This window comes from Undibacterium sp. SXout20W, assembly GCF_049340285.1.
In the GTDB taxonomy this organism is placed as follows: Bacteria; Pseudomonadota; Gammaproteobacteria; order Burkholderiales; family Burkholderiaceae_D; genus Undibacterium.
On sequence record NZ_JBMPPH010000034.1, the window covers coordinates 26,673 to 48,147 of the forward strand.

Sequence of the window (21,475 nt, forward strand, 5' to 3'; positions counted from 1 at the left end):
TTAACCGTGATTGATTGTAATAAAGTCGGGGATTGCTGGGTAACCATCCGACAATGTCAATACTTCATAACCAGTTTCGGTAACTAAGACGGTATGCTCCCATTGCGCTGACAGGCTGCGATCTTTAGTGCGAATCGTCCAGCCATCACCCATTTCACGGATTTCACGGCGACCTGCATTAATCATAGGTTCAACGGTGAAAATCATACCTGCTTCCAGGCGTTCCATTGTGCCAGGTTTGCCGTAGTGCATCACTTGTGGTGCTTCGTGGAAAATTTTACCGATTCCATGGCCACAAAATTCACGAACGACGCTATAGCCGGCTTTTTCTGCGTGTTGCTGGATCACATGACCAATATCGCCCAAGTGTGCGCCAGGTTTAATTTTAGCGATGCCTAACCACATACACTCGTAAGTGATTTCGCTCAGTCGCTTACTGAGAATGGAGGGCTCTCCAACGAGGAACATCCGGCTAGTGTCACCGTGATAACCATTTTTAATAACGGTAATATCTAAATTGACAGAGTCGCCGCTTTTTAATACTTTATCGCCGGGAATGCCGTGGCAAATCACATCATTGACTGATGTGCAAATTGCTTTCGGGTAAGGCGTATAGCCGGGAGGGCAATAATTTAACGGTGCGGGAATAGTATCTTGAACATTTGTCATGTATTCATGGCATAAACGGTCTAATTCGCCCGTTGTGACGCCAACTTTCACAAATGGCGTGATGTAATCAAGTACTTCAGATGCTAACTTACCGGCAATGCGCATTCCTGCGATGTCTTCGGCGTTTTTAATTGAGATGGATTCCATAGTTCTTTTTCTTGGTGACTGCGGCGGGTCGACTTGATCATCTAAAAAGCGAAACTTGTTCAGTCTGTTCAGTCAGTAGACGTCGCCAGATATAAAAATTGCCAAAGGCTACTAGAAACAGAATTATAGACGAGGAAGTGACTCGCCGCAGTGTTCGGTGAAACTTCTTACTTGAGAAAATCTATACTTTCATAGTAGAATAGATGGTTAGCTTGTAAATGAACGTAAATTTCAATGCAAGTTGAAAGTAAGTTAATTAAATTCTTATCAATCGAATCCGGTCGAAAAGGGTGTCTTCAGATGCGTTATCTCAAGATCACTGGCTGGATTCAAGACCTAACCCTGGAGTTATTATGTCTGTAACAATGCGTGAAATGCTGGAAGCTGGTGTGCACTTTGGTCACCAAACTCGTTTTTGGAATCCAAAAATGGCACCGTACATTTTCGGTCACCGCAACAAGATTCATATCGTTAACCTGGAAAAGACTTTGTCTATGTACCAGGAAGCGATGAAGTACATCCGTCAATTGTCCGCTAATCGCGGCACAGTATTGTTGGTTGGTACTAAACGTCAATCCCGTGAAATCATCGCTGCTGAAGCTCAACGCGCAGGTATGCCTTTCGTTGATCAACGTTGGTTGGGCGGTATGTTGACAAACTTCAAGACAGTAAAAACTTCGATCAAGCGTTTGAAAGAAATGGAAGCTTCTGTTGAAGATGGTTCAGTTGAAAAATTGTCCAAAAAAGAAGCATTGATGTTCCAACGCGAAATGATCAAACTGCAAAAATCGATCGGCGGCATTAAAGATATGGGCGGCATCCCTGATGCAATTTTCGTGGTTGACGTTGGTTACCACAAAGGTGCAATCACTGAAGCGGCTAAATTAGGTATTCCAGTGATCGGTGTAGTTGATACTAACCATTCCCCAGAAGGTGTTGCTTACATCATTCCAGGTAATGATGATTCTTCTAAAGCGATCTCTTTGTACGCTCGTGGTGTAGCTGACGCGATTCTCGAAGGCCGCGCAAATGCGGTTAACGAAGTTCTGGAAGCTGTTAAACCAGGTTCTGATGAGTTTGTAGAAGTTGAGCAAGCGTAATAGTTTGTTCAGGTAAATTAGTGTTGATCTGCCTTGGTGGGCCAACACAAAAAATGGGGCAACTGTCGTTCGCCCTTTTTTTTAAACAAAATTTGATGATTGTGCTTTTTGGCACTACTGAATTAGGAGAATGACATGGCAGCGATTACAGCAGCTTTGGTTGGTGCTTTGCGCGCTAAGACTGATGCGCCAATGATGGAATGCAAAAAAGCTTTGACAGAAGCTGATGGCGATATGGATCGTGCAGAAGAGATTTTGCGCGTTAAATTGGGTAGCAAAGCTTCTAAAGCAGCTTCTCGCGTTACCGCAGAAGGCGTAGTTGCTTCTTATATCTCTGGCAACGTTGGTGCATTGATTGAAGTCAACTGCGAAACAGACTTTGTTACTAAAAATGACGATTTCCTGGCGATGGCAAATACAGTGGCTAAATTGGTCGCTGAACACAATCCAGCAGATATCGCTGCATTGGGTGCTTTGCCACTCGAAGGCAAAACAGTTGAAGAAGTTCGCGCAGCTTTGGTTGGTAAAATCGGCGAAAACATGTCTTTCCGTCGCTTTGCCCGTTTTGAGACACCATCTAAACTGGTTTCTTATCTGCATGGCACACGTATCGGCGTTATCGTTGAATTCGATGGTGCTGATGAACAAGTTGGTAAAGATGTAGCGATGCACATTGCTGCAATGAAACCAGTTTCATTATCTACTGAGCAAGTTCCAGCTGAATTGATCGCGAAAGAGCGCTCAGTTGCTGAACAAAAAGCTGCAGAGTCTGGCAAGCCAGCTGACATCGTTGCAAAAATGGTAGAAGGCTCTGTTCAGAAGTTCTTGAAAGAAGTGTCCTTGTTCAATCAGCCTTTCGTTAAAAACGACAAGCAAACAGTGGAACAAATGTTGAAGGCAGTTGATTCATCTGTTAAATCTTTCACGATGTACGTTGTCGGCGAAGGCATTGAAAAGAAAGTGGATGATTTTGCTGCAGAAGTTGCTGCACAAGTTGCAGCAGCAAAACAAGCATAATCAGGCGTTATATAAAACGGGCCGAAAGGCCCGTTTTTTTAAGCTCGCGTAGAGTGGCGCTCTTGGTTTGTTTTTAAGCTCGATGTTTGATCTTATTTGCTTAGTGTGATTTGCTTTATTTATTTATTTGTTTATTTTTTCCGCAATAAAATCGGGAATTTATTCCTAAGATTGCATAAATAAATCAAATTGCATTGATGTATTTATTGTTTTTACTTAACTTTCCAGAAGGAGTCCTATCATGACAAAACCTGCTTACAAGCGCGTGCTCTTGAAGCTCTCTGGCGAAGCCTTGATGGGTGATGACCCGTTCGGCATTAATCGCGCTACCATTGAACGGATGGTGGCTGACGTAGCAGAAGTTTCCCGTTTAGGTGTCGAGCTGGCCATCGTCATTGGTGGTGGCAATATTTTCCGTGGTGTTGCTCCTGGAGCGCAGGGAATGGATCGCGCAACAGCTGATTACATGGGGATGCTCGCAACGGTAATGAACTCACTGGCATTGGCTGATGCGATGCGTCAGATTGGTATTACTGCCCGTGTGATGTCGGCAATTGCCATTGATCAAGTTGTTGAGCCCTATGTTCGTCCAAAAGCGTTGCAGTATTTGGAGGAAGGCAAGGTTGTTGTGTTTGCAGCTGGAACGGGTAATCCATTTTTTACGACGGATACGGCAGCTGCCTTGCGCGGTTCTGAGATTGGGGCTGAAATCGTCTTGAAAGCAACGAAAGTAGATGGCGTTTACACTGCCGATCCGAAAAAAGATGCTAATGCAACACGTTTTGCGACGATTTCGTTTGATGAAGCGATTTCTCGGCATTTGCAGGTGATGGATGCGACTGCATTTGCCTTGTGTCGCGATCAAAAATTGCCGATCAAAGTATTCTCTATCGTTAAGCCTGGTGCATTAAAGAATGTCATCATGGGTGCTGACGAGGGTACGCTTGTCCACGTATAATGCAGCGTTTCTGAAGCAATGATTTAATTTTGATAAGGGTCTTCTGAATATGAAGACTCTGCATTGATGTACTGGAGGACAGAATGGCAGTAGCAGACGTTAAAAAAAATAGTGAACAAAGAATGCAAAAGTCGATTGAGACTTTGAAGGCTGACTTAGCCAAAGTGCGTACGGGTCGTGCCCATACCGGCATACTTGACCATGTGATGGTAGATTATTATGGTTCGCCAACAAATATCACCCAAGTAGCGAATGTAACTTTGATCGATGCACGTACCATCGGTGTTCAGCCATGGGAAAAGAAAATGCTGAACGCGATTGAAAAAGCAATTCGTGATTCCGATTTAGGTCTGAATCCATCAAGTCAAGGCGAGATGATTCGTGTTCCAACCCCACCATTGACGGAAGAGCGTCGTAAAGAAATGGTGAAATTGGTTAAAACGGAAGGTGAGGGCGCGAAGATCGCGGTTCGTAACATTCGCCGCGATGCCAATGAGACCCTGAAGAAGATGCTCAAAGATAAAGAATGTTCAGAAGATGATGAGCGTCGCGCACAAGATGACGTTCAAAAATTGACTGATAAATTTGTCGCGGAAGTTGATAAGCTGTTACTGGAAAAAGAAAAAGAAGTCTTGACGGTATAGTTTTCGTTATTCTTTTGAAAATAGCATACTCTGGTATTGTTTTGTGCAAGCAAGCACTGCAAATCGGCCAGCGAAAAACGCACCTCCTTGCAATTTAGAGCCAATCTTTTTTGCAAGGTGTGTGTTTTGTTTTTTGTAAGTTCGATTTTGTGAATGTCTTTTGCCGCAGCGATATTATTGGTGCGATGGTTTAATTCGCTATATGGTCACTGTCAATTTCTCGCTGATACTCGCTAAATCTCGCTGAATTCGCTGATTTTTATCTCATAAAGTATCGTATTTTCGAGCGTTGAGTAGTGATCCATTGACCTGTATTTGCTTTTTTCTTGTTGATCCACTTTTTAAGTGATGTGTTGATTGACTTAACACTTCCGATAACGACCCGATAGAAAGTCATTGATGCTACGAACTCGCATTATTACTGCTCTGATTCTTCTGGCGATCCTATTGCCTGTCCTTTATTCCGGAAATTTTGTCGCGTTTTCCGTCGTTGTCATCGCTTTTTTTGCAGCGGCAATTTGGGAATGCCAGCGTTTATTTAAAAAGCCTGCGCCGGTCGTTATGGCGGTTATTTGGACGGTCTTTTTTAGCTATCTGTTATTTCATCTCGAGAGTTTTTCGACACCGTTATTATTTGCATTGTGCGTAGCGTTTTGGTTATTGCGCCTTGCACCGCTTCTGGCAAAGGGTTTGCCTGGTTTTGGTTTTTCCAATGGTCTGCTTAGCACGTTGTACGGAATTGCTATATTTGGGTGCTTTATCGCGATTGCGGTGTTATTCAAAATCTCACCGCTTTATTTGCTCTCTGTGATGGTCATTGTGTGGATTGCTGACATAGGGGCCTACTTTGCCGGAAAAGCGTTTGGTAAGCATAAACTCGCTCCATCAATCTCCCCGGGTAAATCGTGGGAAGGTGCGATCGGCGGTTGGTTGGCGGTACTGATCATCGCTGCGATGACTTCATTCGTTCCTCAATTGCACGATACCTTTGCTGTGCAATTATTTGCGCGCAAAGGATGGTTGATTGGCGGCTTACTTCTAAGCCTGATTTCTGCTGCAAGCGTTGTCGGAGATCTGTTCGAATCCATGTTAAAGCGACGTGCTGGCATGAAAGATAGTAGTAATTTACTGCCAGGACATGGTGGTGTGCTTGACAGAATTGATGCGCTAATTCCGGTATTACCATTAGCAATCCTTTTAGATTTATGGCGTTAGTCTCATGAACAACAAGAATAGGTCGAGTAATTCGATGAATAATAGCCAGCAACAACGAGTGTGTATTTTAGGATCTACTGGGTCCATTGGTGTTTCTACACTTGATGTTATTGCGCGTCATCCAGATCGTTATAGTGTGTATGCATTAACAGTGCATACGCAGATAGAAAAATTAGCTGAGCAATGTGCCCGGTTCCATCCTAAAGTTGTGGTTGTCGGATCAGCTTCTGCAGCAGATGGTTTGCGTCAATTGTTGTTGCATGCAGGTCTTCAAGACATACAGATTGAATTTGGCCCGCAAGCCTTGTGTGATGTTGCTTCATCCGCTGAGTGCGATAGTGTGATGGCCGCTATTGTAGGTGCCGCAGGTTTGCCTGCAGCTCTGGCGGCAGCACGTGCTGGCAAGAAAGTGTTACTGGCAAATAAAGAAGCTTTGGTCATGTCCGGTAGTCTGTTCATGGATGCAATTAAATCAAGTGGTGCGGCACTGTTACCTATTGATAGTGAGCACAATGCGATTTTCCAGTGCCTTCCGCGTCATTTTGATGGAAAGCCGGATCAACATGGTGTTCGCAAAATTTTGCTGACCGCTTCTGGTGGCCCATTCTTACACAGAGATGTGGCAACCTTGAATTCGGTGACGCCAGAGCAGGCGGTTGCGCACCCAAATTGGGTAATGGGACGTAAAATTTCGATTGATTCTGCCACCATGATGAACAAAGGCTTAGAGGTCATCGAGGCGCATTGGTTATTTTCTGTGCCTTCAGAGCGAATCGAAGTCGTGATTCACCCACAGAGCGTGATCCATTCCATGGTGTCGTATAACGATGGTTCTGTGCTGGCACAGCTTGGAAATCCTGACATGCGAACGCCAATTGCTTATGGTTTAGCATATCCTGAACGCATCGATTCAGGCGTTGACGCGTTGGATTTGGTCAAAGTGGGTAAGCTCAATTTTGAGGCGCCAGACTTTAATCGCTTCCCTTGCTTGCGTTTGGCGTACGAGGCGCTTGAGGTGGGGGAATCTGCACCGACAATACTGAACGCCAGCAATGAAATTGCAGTGCAGGCATTTTTAGATGGAAAAATAGGTTTTAATTTGATTTCTAAATTAATCGAACAATGCCTCAATAAAATGCCGGTAACTCAAGTCTCTGATCTGGAAGGCATTTTGTCGATCGATGCTGAAGCACGAAGTGTAGCTAATAGTTTGATCAAAAAATGAAATTACTCCAGACAATCCTTGCTTTTTTGGTTGCATTAGGTGCCTTAGTAACTATTCATGAATTTGGCCATTACCTTGCTGCCAGATTGTGTGGGGTCAAGGTACTGCGCTTTTCTGTCGGTATGGGAAAGGTGATTTTTTCTCGCAAATTCGGCAAAGATCAGACTGAATGGGCAATATCAATGCTGCCATTGGGTGGTTACGTCAAGATGTTGGATCGACGAGATCTCGGTGATGAGCCAATTGCTAGCGAAGATTTGCCCAGGGAGTTTTGTCGTCAATCTGTATGGAAGCGTATTGCGATCGTTGCTGCGGGACCGATCGCTAACTTTCTACTGGCAATTTTTTTGTATGCAGCACTGTTTTTACATGGCATTCCTGAACCAATTGCCAAAATCAGAGTCCCATCTGTTAATTCTATTGCTTATGAGGTTGGTTTAAGGCACGGCGATGAAATTTTGAGTGTGAATGGTAAGGCCATTCACAGTTGGGGTGATGCGCAGTGGGAGTTGATGCAGAGTGCGTTGGCGAAGAAAACGGCAGAGCTTGTGGTGACACGTGTGACTGATGGTGATGCGCCAGTGCCACCACAAAAACTGCAACGGGTAGTTGATCTTCCTCTGCAACGATTGAGTGCCAAAGATCTTGAAACTGATTTTCTGACGCCGCTTGGTTTTTCGTTGGCCCGTCCGCCTGCTGTATTGGGTGAAATTCTGGAAGGTGGTCGAGGGCAATTAGCGGGCCTAAAGAAGGGTGATCGCATCTTAACTGTCAATGGCGAAAAAGTGCTTGATGGCTTGGCATTCACTGAAAAAGTAAATGCATCGGCGGCGGTGCCGTTAAGATTGCGCGTTCAGCGTCAAGGTGCAGAATTAGATATGACGGCCACACCGGAATTAGAGAATATTGACGGCGTGAAGCTTGGACGACTTAAGGTGCAGTTATTGCTGGCGCCAGAAATGACGCTAATTCAGACTGGCGCGATAGAATCTTTGTGGAAAGCGAGCCAAAAGACCTGGGATACCAGTCTTATGAGCTTTAGCATGCTAGGAAAGATGTTGAGTGGGGAGGTCTCGTTAAAGAATGTTACAGGTCCTTTAACGATCGCTGATTATGCGGGAAAAACATCAAGATCTGGCCTGATAAGCTATCTCAGTTTCATGGCATTGATCAGTATTAGTCTTGGCGTGATGAATTTGCTGCCTATTCCTGTGTTGGATGGCGGGCATTTGTTGTATTATTCGCTGGAAGTTTTGACAGGGAAACCTGTATCGGAACGTTTTGGCGAAATTGCGCAACGTGCAGGTTTGGCATTGTTGATGGCAATTATGGCAGTAGCTTTTTTTAATGACATCGTCAGACTAATGTCATAATAGTCGGCTTGATGATAAAAACTCATTCCAGATAGCAATATTGAGAGTATTGAAAGAACTTTATACCCAATGAAATTACATATCGAGCATTTCACTTTGCCAAATTTTCGTCGTCATTCAGTGGCTTTGGCTGCTTTGGCTTTATGTTCTGGCAGCGCATTCGCGATCCAACCATTTACAGTAAAAGATATTCGTGTAGAAGGTCTGCAGAGAACTGAAGCCGGTACTGTATTTAGCTATTTACCCGTAAAAGTCGGCGAAGTATTCGATGATGCGAAAAGTACTACTGCTATTAAGTCACTCTATGCGACTGGTTTTTTTAAAGACATTCAGATTGAAGAGCAAGGTGGCGTCCTTGTCGTTTTATTAGAAGAGCGCCCGACTATTGCAGGTGTTGAGTTCACTGGTACCAAAGAATTTGAAAAAGACGCTCTCATCAAGGCATTGAAAGATATTGGAATTGGTGAGTCAAAGATTTTTGATAAAGCGACTGTCGATCGCGCTGAGCAAGAACTGAAAAAGCAATATTTGTCCAAGGGTTTGTATGGGATGCAAATCACGACAACGATCACGCCCATTGAGCGAAATCGCGTCAAGGTGCTTTTTGCTGTGGATGAAGGTGATATTGCTAAAATTGCACAAATCAAAATTATCGGGAATAAAGCTTTTTCTGATGGCGAATTACGCGATGTGATGGCGCTCAATACGCCGACATGGTTTTCTTGGTACACAAAAGCAGATCAATATTCTAAGCAGAAATTGTCTGGCGATATCGAGGCTATCCGGTCGTTCTATCAGAATCGCGGCTATATCGAGATGCAAATTCTCTCTAGTCAAATTGCTATTACGACGGATAAAAAAGAGATTTACATCACAATCAATCTGGTTGAGGGTGAGAAATACACCGTCTCTGACATTAAGTTGGAAGGTGACATGTTTGGACGTGAGGAAGAGTTAGCGTCACTGATGTTGCTCAAGAAAAACGATGTTTATAGCGCTGCTCGCTTAACAGAGAGCACCAAGCGTATTACTGATCGTTTAGGTAATTTTGGTTACGCGTTTGCCAATGTCAACGCCAACCCAATTATCAATAAAGAAAAGAAAGAAGTGGCATTTACCGTTGCTGTTGATCCAGGTAAGCGTGTTTATGTACGCCGGATTAATCTTGCTGGTAATACGCGAACCAGAGATGAAGTTATTCGCCGCGAGTTCCGTCAATTTGAAGGATCTTGGTATGACGGTGAGAAAATTAAAGCGTCGCGTGACCGTGTTGAACGCCTGAGCTACTTCAGTGATGTTAAATTGGAAACGCCAGAAGTCGCAACGAGTGCTGATCAAGTTGATGTGAGCTTGAGTGTGACTGAGAAACCTACGGGGAATTTGACGTTTGGTGCAGGCTACTCCAATGCTGAAAAGTTAACCCTGACTGGCTCAATCTCCCAGGCGAATGCATTTGGTAGTGGTGACACTATTGGTATCGAAATGAATACCAGCAGAATTAACAGAACAATTGCCTTATCCCACTTCGACCCTTATTTTACCGACGATGGTATTAGTCGTAGCATGGATGTCTATTTAAGAACGACGCGTCCGACGATTGGTAGTTATGGCGATTTTAAAGTACAAACTACAGGTGGTAACATTCGCTTTGGCGTCCCGTTTTCAGAAGTTGATACCGTTTTCTTTGGTATTGGCGCAGAACGAACCGTCGTTGATACATTTTACTTAAGTAGCCCTGCGCGTTATCTTAAATATGTTGCAACATATGGTAGTAACGTGTCTAAAGATCCGACTGATCCACTGTATGGTGTAGGTTCGGCAACCACAAATTCGTTCCCGTTCACAGTGGCTTGGCAGCGCGATAGTCGCGATAGTGTGATGACGCCATCGGTTGGTCGTTATCAACGTGCCAACCTTGAGTTGGCTGCGATCGGTAATATGAAATATTATCGGGCAATTTATAACGCTCAGTACTTCAAACCTGTATGGCGCTCCGTGGTGCTTGCATTGAATGGTGAGTTTGACTATGGTCATGGTTTAGGTGGTAATCCATACCCAATTTTCAAAAACTTCTATGCGGGTGGTATCGGATCTGTGCGTGGTTTTGAACCTTCAACCCTTGGCACTAAAGATCCAAATGGAGATTCTTTAGGTGGTGCAAGCCGGGTTATTGGTAATGTAGAATTACAGGTTCCTTTCCCAGGTGCGGATAAATCTTTACGTTGGTTCACTTTCCTTGACGGTGGGCAAGTTTTTGATGAAGGTCAGAAGATGCAATATAAAGATTTGCGTTTTTCCACTGGCGTAGGTATTAGTTGGATTTCACCTGTAGGTCCTTTGAAACTGAGCTTCGGGCATGCTTTAAATGCGAAGCCTGATGATAAGAAACAAACCTTCCAGTTCCAGATGGGTACCGGTTTTTAATTAGCGTCGCCGATGTTTAGCGTGCTTTAGTTCGAGTTACGGAGATTATTTTGATTCAGCATATTACCCCGTCCAAATTGTTTCAACGTTTAATGGTTTGCGCGGCATGTTTTTTCAGCGCCGACCATGTTTTCGCGCAAGACTCGAGAGTCGCAATATTTGATTCTCAGCGTGTGATTCGCGAGTCTGCACCAGCAAAAGCTGCGGAAGCGAAGATTGAGCAAGAGTTTTCAAAGCGAGGAAAAGAGCTGCAAGATATGTCAGCTAAAATTAAGACGATGGCTGAGAAACTGGACAAAGACTCGACTGTATTATCTGAGTCGGATCGCATTAAACGTCAGCGTGAGTTGACTGACTTAGATCAAGATTTTAAACGCAAGCAACGTATTTTCAATGAAGATTTGAGTCAGCGAAAAAATGAAGAAATTGCAGCTTTAGTTGATCGTGCGATCAAAGCAGTAAAGCAAATTGCAGAAGCCGAAAAATATGACATCGTATTGCAAGATGCAGTTTACTCAAACCCACGCGTTGATATTACCGACAAGGTTCTCAAAGCGCTTGCCAAATAAATAATGACCACGACGAGCACTCGGCTGGGAGAATTGGTCGATCGCTTCGGTGGTCAATTAATTGGTTCTCCCGATATAACCGTGATTGGCATTGCGCCTCTGAGCGATGCTGATCACCGGTCTATTACCTTTCTTTCTAATTCAAAATTGCGCAATCAGGCAGCGAGTACAAAAGCCGCAGCGTTGATTGTGACGGCCCTTGACTACGAGTACATTTCCTCTGAATATGCCGGTGCTTGTATTGTTGTGGCGAATCCATATGTCTATTTTGCACGTGCTGCTCAATATTTTGCCTCTTTGGTCGCAATACCAGCAGAACTCGGTGTGCATCCTTCTTCTTGGGTAAGCCCTTATGCTGTGGTGGCAACGTCAGCGAGTATTGGCCCTAATGTCAGCATTGATGCGGAAGCAGTGATAGGCGAAGGTGTTGTGATCAAGGCGGGCACTGTGATAGGACGGGGCGTTAGCGTTGGTGAGAATAGCCTATTACATGCCAACGTGACGATTTACGAACACTGTGTCGTCGGTTCTCAATGCATTATTCATTCTGGTGCGGTCATTGGTGCGGACGGCTTTGGATTTGCCAATGAAAAGGGGCATTGGATAAAGATACCGCAAACGGGACGAGTGGTCATAGGTGACGACGTCGAAATTGGTGCCAATACCAGCATCGACCGTGGTGCACTGGCTGATACCATCATAGAAAATGGCGTCAAGCTCGATAACCAGATTCAAATTGGGCACAACTGCCACATTGGTGAGAATACAGCGATGGCGGGATGCGTTGGCGTTGCTGGTAGTGCAAAAATTGGTAAAAATTGCACCTTTGGTGGTGCGGCCATGGTTCTTGGACATTTGACCATTGTGGATAATGTTCACATTTCATCTGGCAGCATGGTGTCAAGATCCATACTGGAGCCGGGGCAATATACAGGATTCTATCCATTAGCAAAGAACGCAGACTGGGAAAAAACAGCAGCGATCGTCCGAAATCTCTCTGGTATGCGTGAAAAAATTCGCCAACTGGAAAAAACAATCAAAACATTGACTGAAAAAACATCATGAAAAAAACACTGAATATCAACGAAATTAAAGAATATCTCCCGCATCGCTATCCAATGTTATTGGTTGACCGCGTTTTGGATTGGGAAGACGGAAAAACGATCACGGCAATCAAAAACGTGACAGCTAATGAAGAATTTTTTAACGGCCATTTTCCAAACAAACCAGTAATGCCAGGTGTATTGATGATTGAGGCTCTGGCGCAGACTGCGGCGTTGCTTTCTTTCTTGAGTATGGGTCTAAAACCCGACGATAAAACGATCGTGTATTTCTTGGGAATTGACGGCGCGCGGTTCAAACGTCCGGTTGAACCCGGCGATCAATTGAAAATGGAAGTAGAAATTTTGAAGGTGGCACGCGGTATCTGGAAATACAAAGCTAAAGGTACGGTTGATGGTCAACTTGCATTAGAGGGTGAGTTGATGTGTACCATGCGTACTATCGATGACGATGTGGAGAAATAATGTTGATCCATCCAAGCGCGCTGATTGATCCAAAGGCAAATCTCGACAGTTCTGTTGAGGTCGGACCTTACGCAATTATTGGTCCTCATGTCAGTATAGGAGCTGGTACCAAAGTTGGCCCGCATGTCGTGATCGATGGTCATACGACAATAGGAAAAGAGAATAATTTCCATGCCTTTTCTTCTATCGGCGGACCACCGCAAGATAAAAAATATGCTGGTGAAGTAACGTATCTGGAGATGGGTGATCGCAATTTGGTGCGTGAATTTTGTACATTTAATTGTGGCACGGTGCAAGACCGAGGTGTGACTCGCATCGGTAGTGATAATTGGTTTTTGGCTTATGTGCATATTGCTCACGATTGCACGGTCGGCTGCAACACAATTTTCTCTAATAATGCTGCCCTGGCAGGTCATGTGGAAATTGGTGATTGGGTCATTATGAGTGGGTTTTCTGCCGTACATCAATTTTGCAAAATTGGTGCGCACGCATTTGTCGGTATGAATACAAGCTTAACGCAAGATGTGCCGCCATTTGTTTTGTTGTCTGGTAATCCCGCGGTGGCGCACGGCGTCAATCTCGAGGGTTTAAAACGCCGCGGTTTCGATCGTGAGCAATTAAATGCAATTCGCCAAGCGTATAAGACCTTGTACAAGTCAGGCTTGACCTTGGATGAAGCTAAAACAGCTTTGGATCAGCAAATTGCAAGTCAGACGGACGATGTCGCCCTGCATGTGAAGTCAATGCGCAGCTTCCTTGATACCTCAACGCGTGGCATCGTCCGCTAAGTTATCTATGTCATCTTCTCGCCAATCAAATATTGCGATGGTCGCCGGTGAAACGTCCGGCGATATGCTAGCAGCACGTTTGTTGTCCGGGCTGCGTCCGCGGTTGCCTGAGGCGCGCATGCACGGTATCGGTGGGTCGCACATGGCTGAGCATGGATTTGTCAGCGACTGGCCAATGGAGAAGTTATCGGTACGCGGAATATTTGAAGTACTTGTACATTATCGAGAAATTAGCGGGATTCGTAAGCAATTGACTGAAAATTTGCTGGAAGAAAAACCAGACGTTTTTATTGGAGTCGATGCGCCGGATTTTAATCTCGACATGGAAATCAAGCTGAAGCAAGCAGGGATTCCAACAATTCATTACATCAGTCCATCAATTTGGGCTTGGCGTGGTGGTCGTATTAAAAAAATTGCCGCTGCGGTGTCGCATATGCTCGTGGTGTTCCCATTTGAGGAGCAGATTTACCGTGATGCAGGCATTCCGGCAACTTATGTCGGACATCCCCTGGCGCAAGTTATCCCTTTGGAAATCGATACACAGGCGGCACGTGAAGAATTAGGGCTTGATCCTCGTTTTAAGGTGGTGGCAATATTGCCTGGAAGTAGGATTTCAGAAATCAAGTACAACACGGAAGCTTTTATTCGTACTGCAAAGATTTTGCTCGAGCGAGACCCACATTTGCAAATCGTTGTGCCAATGGCAGGTAATAAACAAAGAAGTTATTACATCAAGTTGGTGGTTGCGGCAAAACTCGAAGGTGTTCCAGTCTTGTTGATCGATGGTCGTTCACACACAGCGATTGCTGCTGCTGACGCCGTTTTGGTTGCTTCCGGAACCGCATCATTGGAAGTAGCTTTGTTTAAAAAGCCAATGGTTATTGCTTACAAAATGATGGAGGCATCTTGGCAGATATTGAAGCATATGGGCTATCAGCCATGGATAGGCCTACCGAATATTCTTGAACGAGAATTTGTAGTGCCAGAATTTTTACAGTCAGCAGCGACGCCATTGGCGATGGCTGATGCTCTCTGGCAGCAGTTGAATGATGATGTTTTGCAGAAAAATTTAAAAGATAGATTTACTGAAATGCATCATACTTTATTACGTGATACCGCCAACGTTTCATCGCAAGCCGTGCTTGATGTGATAGCCCGGCATCGGTCAGCACGATAGAGGATTGATTCGACACCTCGTCGAAGGGTGTATGATCCTGACATCACACAAATTTTTGGCAGCTGAGGCTGCCATTTAACTTTTATCTGGTCTCATTATGTACGTCGACTCTCATTGTCATATTAATTTCCCCGAGCTCGCCGCTCGTATGCCAGAAGTATTGCAAAAAATGACCGAGAATGGTGTCAGCCATGCCTTGTGCGTGTCAGTAGATTTACCTGATTTTCCACAAGTATTAGCATTGGCCGAGCAATATCCGCATATTTTCGCCTCTGTCGGCGTACACCCTGATTATGAAGAAACCCAAGAACCAAGTGCTGAGCAGTTGGTTGAATTAGCGAAGCATCCGAAGATTATTGCGATCGGTGAAACTGGCTTGGATTATTTCAGATTAAAAGGTGACCTAGAGTGGCAAAGGGAGCGCTTTCGTCAACATATCCGTGCTTCACGGATATGTCGCAAACCTTTGATTATTCATACCCGCGCTGCGGCGGAAGACACAATACGTATTTTGCAGGAAGAAGGCGCAGGCGTAGAGCAGGGTGGTGTCGCGGGAGTGATGCATTGTTTTACTGAGTCCCTTGAAGTTGCACAAGCAGCGGTAGCAATGGGATTTTATATTTCGTTTTCAGGCATACTTACCTTTAAGAGTGCCAAAGATTTGCAGGCTGTGGCAAAAGTTTTACCGTTGGATCGAATTTTAATTGAAACCGATTCACCTTATCTGGCGCCGTCTCCTCATCGTGGCAAAGTGAATGAACCTGGGTTTGTGCGTCACGTCGGTGAATTTCTGGCGGATTTAAAAGGAATATCTGTGCAAGAAGTGCAGTCGGTGACGACGCAAAATTTCTTTAACTTGTTTCAGGCTGCGGCATAGAGCAAAGTCGCGCAGAAGCTAGTGGATAGATGGAGATTAAAAGTGAATACAATACATCAGATTATGTCTAAAAATTGTTTACGACGTTCACTGCGATTAATAGTGCTTTACTCTTTTTGTCTGGTCATTCAGAACTTTGCAATGGGTGTTGTCCATGCTGAATCTAGTTCGTATGATGATTTTATCTTTGCAGTTAAATTTGATGATGCAGCTACGGTGAAGTCATTGCTTCAACGCGGTATCGACGTTAATTCTGTAGAGACGTTAAGAGGTGAATCTGCATTGATGGTTGCCATCAGAGAGAAATCGCTCAAGGTAGTTGATGTGCTGTTGAGTTCACCTGAAATTAAATTGGAAGCGCGCGCCCAAAATGGCGATACTGCGTTGATGTTGGCTAGTTATTCAGGAAATACGGTGGTGGTGCAGAAATTGATCACTGCCGGGGCGGAAGTTAATCGTCCGGGTTGGGCGGCCATCCATTACGCGGCAGCAAGTGGGAACGTCGAGACGCTGAATTTGCTTCTCGACAATGCGGCATACATTGATAGTGAGTCGCCAAATAAAACAACACCGTTGATGCTGGCAATTTGGTCGGGGAAATACGACACGGCCAAAGTATTAATTGATGCAGGCGCCGACATACAACTTAAAAATGACGCAGGTATGACAGCGAAGGATTTTGCCAAAGAAGTGGGTAGAAATGATCTTATTTCGTTGTTTAAATAGCAGAAAATTTTGAATTAAGTGCGCCTATTTTGCCCCTGACTTATTTATTTTAATAGCGTCAATTTTTAGAGATTATTCGCTCTTAAGTGAGCTGAAAATATAAACATTTTTTTGCATCGCATCATATTGTGAACAGGTATATCCCTGTGTTAAAGTGCGGGCTTCTTCTTCTTGGAGTTCATTCTGTGGATGGTTATAGTTGTCGATCACACGTCGACCTCAACACGGCAATGTAACCGCAGATTTCCTGCTGCTACCTTGCCATTTGGCGGGTAGTAGTTCTTGCAGCATTCGCTGATTTTCTACCCAGTTTGTTTATGTCGTTCTGATGTTTCGCTGGTCTTCTGGATAGGTGAACTCAGAACAAGTTATCCCAGTGCTGATGACAACATGTCAAAAGCCGAGGAGGTAGGTTGGTGCGTATGAAAAATGTTTTTTTGTTGAAATTTCTGATCAAATGCTCGCAGCAGGGTGGTGCTCATGTTTGAACTCTTCAAACTTCAATCGCGTGATGAGGTAGCCGACGACAAGGGGCCTAATCGCTGGGACTGGGCGCTATTGCCTTTAATCTTAGCATTACTGAGTATTTTTGCATTCGCGGCGATGCAAATGAGTCGGCCTTTCTCGGTCGGCGAAGCGTTGCAAGTTTCTCTCGATCCCTGGTACCTTCCTTACTATTTGCTCAGAACTATTTTGCGCATGTTTACTGCGCTGGGATTTTCTCTTTTATTCAGTTTTGTGTTTGCTGCCATTGCAGTGAAGTACGCTGCTGCGGAAAAAATTATGATCCCAGCGTTGGATATTTTACAGTCGGTACCAATCTTAGGTTTTCAGGCGATTACAATCGCACCTTTTATTGCCTTATTTCCGGGAAATTTACTTGGCGTTGAGTGTGCTGCCATTTTTGCTATCTTTACGTCGCAAGCATGGAATATGGCGTTCAGTCTCTATCAATCAATGCGTACGGTTCCTGCTGAACTGCAAGAAGCTGCGCATATTTTTAGATTGTCTTCCTGGCAGCGTTTCTGGCGACTTGAATTGCCGTTTGCGATGCCTGGCTTGCTCTGGAACATGATGATGTCTATGTCCGGTGGTTGGTTCTTACTCGTGGCGGCTGAAGCGATTTCTGTGGCTGGTCAGGACATCAAATTACCTGGTATTGGTTCGTACATCGCGGTAGCCATCGAAGCCAAAGATGGTTATGCAATTGCGTGGGCAATTGCTGCGATGTTGACGGGCATTCTGCTCTACGATCAATTATTTTTCCGGCCATTATTGGCGTGGGCAGATAAGTTCCGCTTTGAGGAATCGCAGGGCGAAACGGCGCAGCAATCGTGGTTATTGGATTGGATGCGTAATAGTAGTTGGGTGCGTTCGTGGACAGAGAGTTTCTGGGCATTTTTAGGCCGTGGTTTAGGCTGGTTTAGTGTTACTTACGATGGTACTTCTGAACGCGCGTTGAAAAAGCCGATGAGCCCTATGTGGTCCCGTATTTGGGATGGGATACTGACCGTCGTGACCTTCCTCGCAATTTTCCGTCTGATTAGTTTTATTCATAGTGACGTGGGGATGAGTGAAGTAATCCGCGTCTTCGGGCTTGCTACGATTACGCTGATTCGCGTAATGCTCTTGATTGGCCTTGCTTCTTTAGTGTGGGTGCCTATTTCCGTATGGATAGGCTTACGCCCTCAGTACTCGCAAAAAGTCCAGGCAGTGGCACAATTCCTGGCCGCGTTCCCCGTCAATCTGATGTTCCCACTGGTCGTGTTTGTGATGGTGTCGTTAAATCTGACGCCCAACATCTGGCTTAGCCCCTTAATGGTATTTGGTACACAGTGGTATATTTTATTTAACGTCGTGGCAGGTGCTGCTACGATTCCAAATGAGTTGCGGCTGGCTGCGGACAACCTGGGTTTGAAAGGCTGGCTGAAATGGAAGCGCGTTTACCTGCCTGCGATCTTCCCTAGTTATATTACGGGTGCAATCACTGCCAGCGGTGGCTCGTGGAATGCCAGTATTGTGGCGGAATATGTCACGTGGGGTAAAACGACCTTAATCGCTGATGGTTTGGGTAGTTATATCAAGCAAATGACAGAGACGGGTGATTTCCATCGTATCGCTTTGGGTATCGGTGTGATGTGTATTTTCGTGACTTTGTTGAACCGGTTTTTCTGGCGTAAATTGTATTTATTGGCTGAAGATCATATTCGTTAACGAGGTTTTTTTGTTAACGTTATCACTTCCTAGAGTATGCAATCTGTATGTAGTTTGAAGTAGTCTGAAAGAAAAAAAGATGGCTCAAAATTTATTGATAGACCTGCAGCAGGTCGCCAAGTCCTTCAAAGCAACTGACGGCAAATCGCGCCTGATTCTCGATAAAGTCGATTTTCAACTTAAAGAAGGTGAAATCGTCGCTCTGTTAGGTAAATCGGGTTCAGGTAAATCGACATTGTTGCGCATTATGGCAGGCTTAATTCCTGCTGATAAAGGCAAAGTCGCCTACCGTGATAAGGCGATTTTTGGCCCTGTGGCTGGCGTTGCGATGGTGTTCCAGTCGTTTGCCTTGTTCCCTTGGCTCACAGTTCAACAAAATGTGGAATTAGGTTTGGAAGCGCAAGGTGTTCCAGCTGACGAACGTGAAGAGCGTGCTGATGCCGTATTGGAGCTGATTGGTTTGGCCGGTTTCGGTGGCGCGTTGCCGCGCGAATTATCTGGTGGTATGAAACAGCGTGTGGGTATTGCCCGGGCGTTAGTGACCAATCCCGATATTTTGCTGATGGACGAAGCGTTCTCTGCACTGGACGTTCTGACTGGCGAAACACTGCGTAACGACATGTTAGAGTTGTGGGATGAAGACAAAATTTCCACCAAGGGGATATTGATCGTTTCTCACAATATTGAAGAAGCCGTCGTCATGGCTGACCGGATTATTATTTTGTCCAGTGATCCTGGTACGATTCGTTGTGAAGTCAAGATTGATCTGCCACGTCCACGTAATGTGGAATCTGCTGAAGTACGGGCATTGATTGATGAAGTCTACGGTTTGATGACCATGCGGACGACGCATGAACATAGCTCTGAAGTACCGAGCACCAAGCATCTTGGTTATCGCTTGCCAGATACTGACGTTAGCCGTATTGAAGCGATTTTGGATATGGTCGCGGAAGCGCCATATAACGGTCGCGCTGACTTACCGCAATTGGCAGAAGAAGCCGAATTGTCAGATGAAGAATTATTCCCGACTTATGAAGCATTGAGCTTGTTAGGTTTTGCAGTGCTGGAAAAGGGCGATATTATTTTGACGCCGTTAGGCCGTAAATACTTCGAGGCTGAGCAGGCTGAGAAACAGGAGCTCTTTGGTGAACAGTTGTTAATGCACGTACCGTTGGCCGCCCATATTCGCCGTAAACTGGAAGTAGAAGTTAATGGTAGCTTGTCTGAACAACCTTTATTGGAATTGCTGGAAGAATTCCTGAAAGCTGATGAAGCTAAACGGGTGCTGGAAGTGGCGATTGAATGGGGTCGTTATGGTGAAGTCTATGAGTATGATTACCATACTGGTCGCTTGAAGTTGCCTGAAGAGGAAAGTGAAGAGTAATTTATTTGTGGTCGCCATAACCGTTAATGTTGTGGAGACGAAATAATAAAAATGGTAACCCGAAAGGTTGCCATTTTTATGGAAAAAAACAATTTAACGAAGGGTATTTAAAGTTTTTTGGAGCGCGTCTTGTTTTCTACTGCTTTTCATTTATTCATCTTTACTTATCATCGGTATTTTTTACAGGATGAGCAGTGCAAAAAAATACAAGCGATAATATGTTACCGATCGATGGCTCTGAAGCAACTAAAAGCCCTGAGTTTTCCGAAAGTTTCGTTCATACTGATGTATCATTTGACATTAAATCGTCAGTACGCATCTAAAATTAGTCCCGGTTTTTTTTAAGAAAAATGGCATTAGTTCAGGCTGATTATTGGAAAAAAATGAACAAAGAGGGTGACGTTTTCTCTTTTAGGTATCGCTCAGCTTTGCAAGGACAATTGCTCGTTGTTGGTAAGAAATTTGAGTCTGACCAATACGCAGCTATTTTGGCATACGCAGTAGTGCCGTAAAATGGGTACCGTGCTTTTCAATCTAAAATCGCAGATAAAAAGAGCTTGAATGCCGTACTCAAATTTTGAAGAAGGAAAATAATGCGCTTAATTCGTGTGTCTTTAATTCGGTTGTCTTTAATTGGTTTAGCTTTCATTGCATCATTGGCCAGCGCGTCACCCACCAGTCCAGTGAAGGGTATTGATTACATCGCGTTGAAGTTGCCGCAAGAGGCTAAAGCAGCGCCGGGCAAGGTGGAAGTCGTCGAATTTTTTATGTATCACTGCCCGGCCTGTAACGCGACGGAGCCTGATATCGCTGAATGGTTGAAAAAGCAGGGTGATAAAGTAGAATTTCGTCGTATTCACCTACCGTATGATGGCCCCAATGATCCGGAAGCGCATTTATTTTTGACTCTACAGGCGTTAGGCTTGGAGCAATCGATGCACGCTAAGGTGTTAAAGGCGTGGCACATCGATCATTTACGGTTGAAGACGGATGAGGATAATATCGATTGGGCGATAAAAAATGGGATAGACAAAGCGAAATTTGTCGATGCATATAATTCGTTTTCTGTGACAGCAGCAAGAACACGCTTACCAAAACTTGCTGAAAGTTATGAAGTCGATAACACACCTACATTTATTGTGAATGGACGTTATCTGACGAATCCCGTGATTCTTTCTGCCAGTAATCCAAAAATGAACCGCAATGAATTAACTGCGGCAACATTTCAGGTAATTGATGCGTTGGTAGCGAGTGTCTTGAAAGAGCGTTCAAAATAGACTGCAATAGTTACAATCGTATTTAAATAATTTAAATAATTGGCGGATTCAATTTCGAAGTGCAACCACATGTTGATGCGATTGTAACTGCTTCATAAATACTTGGTGCGGCGTTTTGAAGCCGAGACATTTTCTGGGACGATGATTTAAGCTGTTCATCGCCCA

20 protein-coding genes and 1 pseudogene are annotated in these 21,475 nt (G+C 44.6%); 19 read left to right on the plus strand and 2 right to left on the minus strand.

The window, feature by feature from the left end; all coding sequences use genetic code 11:
• Nucleotides 1–816, minus strand: a complete 816-nt coding sequence (map, locus tag ACO0K1_RS15305; RefSeq protein WP_423027230.1) for a type I methionyl aminopeptidase — start codon at nt 814–816, stop codon at nt 1–3.
• Nucleotides 817–1,169: 353 nt separating this feature from the next.
• Between map and rpsB the strand changes: the two genes are divergently transcribed.
• The 19 genes from rpsB (at nt 1,170) to ACO0K1_RS15400 (ending at nt 21,310) form a co-directional block, all read left to right on the plus strand.
• Nucleotides 1,170–1,916, plus strand: a complete 747-nt coding sequence (gene rpsB / locus ACO0K1_RS15310; RefSeq protein ID WP_423027232.1) for a 30S ribosomal protein S2 — start codon at nt 1,170–1,172, stop codon at nt 1,914–1,916.
• A 135-nt stretch (nt 1,917–2,051) separates the two neighbouring features.
• Nucleotides 2,052–2,933, plus strand: a complete 882-nt coding sequence (tsf, locus tag ACO0K1_RS15315; RefSeq protein ID WP_423027234.1) for a translation elongation factor Ts — start codon at nt 2,052–2,054, stop codon at nt 2,931–2,933.
• A gap of 241 nt (nt 2,934–3,174) precedes the next feature.
• Nucleotides 3,175–3,891 carry a UMP kinase gene (gene pyrH / locus ACO0K1_RS15320; RefSeq protein ID WP_423027236.1) on the plus strand — a complete coding sequence of 239 codons (717 nt, stop codon included), beginning with the start codon at nt 3,175–3,177 and terminating at the stop codon, nt 3,889–3,891.
• 83 nt (nt 3,892–3,974) lie between these two features.
• Nucleotides 3,975–4,535: a ribosome recycling factor gene (gene frr, locus ACO0K1_RS15325; protein ID WP_423027238.1), complete on the plus strand. Its 561-nt coding sequence runs from the start codon at nt 3,975–3,977 to the stop codon at nt 4,533–4,535.
• 399 nt (nt 4,536–4,934) lie between these two features.
• A complete protein-coding gene (locus ACO0K1_RS15330) occupies nt 4,935–5,750 on the plus strand; it encodes a phosphatidate cytidylyltransferase (RefSeq protein ID WP_423027240.1) in 816 nt (271 codons plus the stop codon).
• Nucleotides 5,751–5,784: 34 nt separating this feature from the next.
• A complete protein-coding gene (gene ispC, locus ACO0K1_RS15335; RefSeq protein ID WP_423027242.1) occupies nt 5,785–6,975 on the plus strand; it encodes a 1-deoxy-D-xylulose-5-phosphate reductoisomerase in 1,191 nt (396 codons plus the stop codon).
• Nucleotides 6,972–8,348, plus strand: coding sequence for an RIP metalloprotease RseP (gene rseP, locus ACO0K1_RS15340; RefSeq protein WP_423027244.1), 1,377 nt, complete (start codon nt 6,972–6,974; stop codon nt 8,346–8,348). Before ispC ends, rseP begins: the two co-directional genes overlap by 4 nt.
• Nucleotides 8,349–8,417: 69 nt before the next feature.
• Nucleotides 8,418–10,772: an outer membrane protein assembly factor BamA gene (bamA, locus tag ACO0K1_RS15345; RefSeq protein WP_423027246.1), complete on the plus strand. Its 2,355-nt coding sequence runs from the start codon at nt 8,418–8,420 to the stop codon at nt 10,770–10,772.
• A gap of 92 nt (nt 10,773–10,864) precedes the next feature.
• Complete coding sequence (locus tag ACO0K1_RS15350) at nt 10,865–11,341, plus strand: OmpH family outer membrane protein (protein ID WP_423027268.1); 477 nt, start codon at nt 10,865–10,867, stop codon at nt 11,339–11,341.
• 3 nt (nt 11,342–11,344) lie between these two features.
• On the plus strand, nt 11,345–12,406 hold the full coding sequence (gene lpxD, locus ACO0K1_RS15355; RefSeq protein WP_423027248.1) for a UDP-3-O-(3-hydroxymyristoyl)glucosamine N-acyltransferase: 1,062 nt from the start codon (nt 11,345–11,347) through the stop codon (nt 12,404–12,406).
• Nucleotides 12,403–12,867, plus strand: coding sequence for a 3-hydroxyacyl-ACP dehydratase FabZ (gene fabZ / locus ACO0K1_RS15360; RefSeq protein WP_423027250.1), 465 nt, complete (start codon nt 12,403–12,405; stop codon nt 12,865–12,867). The genes lpxD and fabZ overlap by 4 nt, the downstream gene beginning before the upstream one ends.
• Nucleotides 12,867–13,655 (plus strand): acyl-ACP--UDP-N-acetylglucosamine O-acyltransferase, encoded by a 789-nt coding sequence (lpxA, locus tag ACO0K1_RS15365; RefSeq protein ID WP_423027252.1) that lies wholly within the window; start codon nt 12,867–12,869, stop codon nt 13,653–13,655. Before fabZ ends, lpxA begins: the two co-directional genes overlap by 1 nt.
• A 7-nt stretch (nt 13,656–13,662) precedes the next feature.
• Nucleotides 13,663–14,832, plus strand: coding sequence for a lipid-A-disaccharide synthase (lpxB, locus tag ACO0K1_RS15370; protein ID WP_423027254.1), 1,170 nt, complete (start codon nt 13,663–13,665; stop codon nt 14,830–14,832).
• 97 nt (nt 14,833–14,929) lie between these two features.
• Nucleotides 14,930–15,709 carry a TatD family hydrolase gene (locus tag ACO0K1_RS15375; protein WP_423027256.1) on the plus strand — a complete coding sequence of 260 codons (780 nt, stop codon included), beginning with the start codon at nt 14,930–14,932 and terminating at the stop codon, nt 15,707–15,709.
• Nucleotides 15,710–15,751: 42 nt separating this feature from the next.
• Complete coding sequence (locus tag ACO0K1_RS15380; RefSeq protein WP_423027258.1) at nt 15,752–16,435, plus strand: ankyrin repeat domain-containing protein; 684 nt, start codon at nt 15,752–15,754, stop codon at nt 16,433–16,435.
• Between the two features lie 480 nt (nt 16,436–16,915).
• Nucleotides 16,916–18,649 (plus strand): ABC transporter permease, encoded by a 1,734-nt coding sequence (locus ACO0K1_RS15385; protein WP_423027260.1) that lies wholly within the window; start codon nt 16,916–16,918, stop codon nt 18,647–18,649.
• Nucleotides 18,650–18,728: 79 nt separating this feature from the next.
• Entirely contained in the window at nt 18,729–20,033 is a 1,305-nt protein-coding gene (locus ACO0K1_RS15390) for a nitrate/sulfonate/bicarbonate ABC transporter ATP-binding protein (protein WP_423027262.1), read from the plus strand.
• Between the two features lie 350 nt (nt 20,034–20,383).
• Nucleotides 20,384–20,545 (plus strand): hypothetical protein, encoded by a 162-nt coding sequence (locus tag ACO0K1_RS15395; RefSeq protein WP_423027264.1) that lies wholly within the window; start codon nt 20,384–20,386, stop codon nt 20,543–20,545.
• 81 nt (nt 20,546–20,626) lie between these two features.
• Nucleotides 20,627–21,310: a thiol:disulfide interchange protein DsbA/DsbL gene (locus ACO0K1_RS15400; protein ID WP_423027266.1), complete on the plus strand. Its 684-nt coding sequence runs from the start codon at nt 20,627–20,629 to the stop codon at nt 21,308–21,310.
• A gap of 48 nt (nt 21,311–21,358) precedes the next feature.
• On the opposite strand, the pseudogene ACO0K1_RS15405 reads toward ACO0K1_RS15400, so the two are convergent.
• Nucleotides 21,359–21,475: pseudogene (locus ACO0K1_RS15405) on the minus strand (IS30 family transposase); the annotation flags it as partial.

Bases quoted from the DNA above. Each gene is read 5' to 3' on its own strand.
- map (WP_423027230.1), bottom strand. From the start codon at position 816: ATGGAATCCATCTCAATTAAAAACGCCGAAGACATCGCAGGAATGCGC.
- rpsB (WP_423027232.1), top strand. From the start codon at position 1,170: ATGTCTGTAACAATGCGTGAAATGCTGGAAGCTGGTGTGCACTTTGGT.
- tsf (WP_423027234.1), top strand. From the start codon at position 2,052: ATGGCAGCGATTACAGCAGCTTTGGTTGGTGCTTTGCGCGCTAAGACT.
- pyrH (WP_423027236.1), top strand. From the start codon at position 3,175: ATGACAAAACCTGCTTACAAGCGCGTGCTCTTGAAGCTCTCTGGCGAA.
- frr (WP_423027238.1), top strand. From the start codon at position 3,975: ATGGCAGTAGCAGACGTTAAAAAAAATAGTGAACAAAGAATGCAAAAG.
- ACO0K1_RS15330 (WP_423027240.1), top strand. From the start codon at position 4,935: ATGCTACGAACTCGCATTATTACTGCTCTGATTCTTCTGGCGATCCTA.
- ispC (WP_423027242.1), top strand. From the start codon at position 5,785: ATGAATAATAGCCAGCAACAACGAGTGTGTATTTTAGGATCTACTGGG.
- rseP (WP_423027244.1), top strand. From the start codon at position 6,972: ATGAAATTACTCCAGACAATCCTTGCTTTTTTGGTTGCATTAGGTGCC.
- bamA (WP_423027246.1), top strand. From the start codon at position 8,418: ATGAAATTACATATCGAGCATTTCACTTTGCCAAATTTTCGTCGTCAT.
- ACO0K1_RS15350 (WP_423027268.1), top strand. From the start codon at position 10,865: ATGGTTTGCGCGGCATGTTTTTTCAGCGCCGACCATGTTTTCGCGCAA.
- lpxD (WP_423027248.1), top strand. From the start codon at position 11,345: ATGACCACGACGAGCACTCGGCTGGGAGAATTGGTCGATCGCTTCGGT.
- fabZ (WP_423027250.1), top strand. From the start codon at position 12,403: ATGAAAAAAACACTGAATATCAACGAAATTAAAGAATATCTCCCGCAT.
- lpxA (WP_423027252.1), top strand. From the start codon at position 12,867: ATGTTGATCCATCCAAGCGCGCTGATTGATCCAAAGGCAAATCTCGAC.
- lpxB (WP_423027254.1), top strand. From the start codon at position 13,663: ATGTCATCTTCTCGCCAATCAAATATTGCGATGGTCGCCGGTGAAACG.
- ACO0K1_RS15375 (WP_423027256.1), top strand. From the start codon at position 14,930: ATGTACGTCGACTCTCATTGTCATATTAATTTCCCCGAGCTCGCCGCT.
- ACO0K1_RS15385 (WP_423027260.1), top strand. From the start codon at position 16,916: ATGTTTGAACTCTTCAAACTTCAATCGCGTGATGAGGTAGCCGACGAC.
- ACO0K1_RS15390 (WP_423027262.1), top strand. From the start codon at position 18,729: ATGGCTCAAAATTTATTGATAGACCTGCAGCAGGTCGCCAAGTCCTTC.
- ACO0K1_RS15395 (WP_423027264.1), top strand. From the start codon at position 20,384: ATGGCATTAGTTCAGGCTGATTATTGGAAAAAAATGAACAAAGAGGGT.
- ACO0K1_RS15400 (WP_423027266.1), top strand. From the start codon at position 20,627: ATGCGCTTAATTCGTGTGTCTTTAATTCGGTTGTCTTTAATTGGTTTA.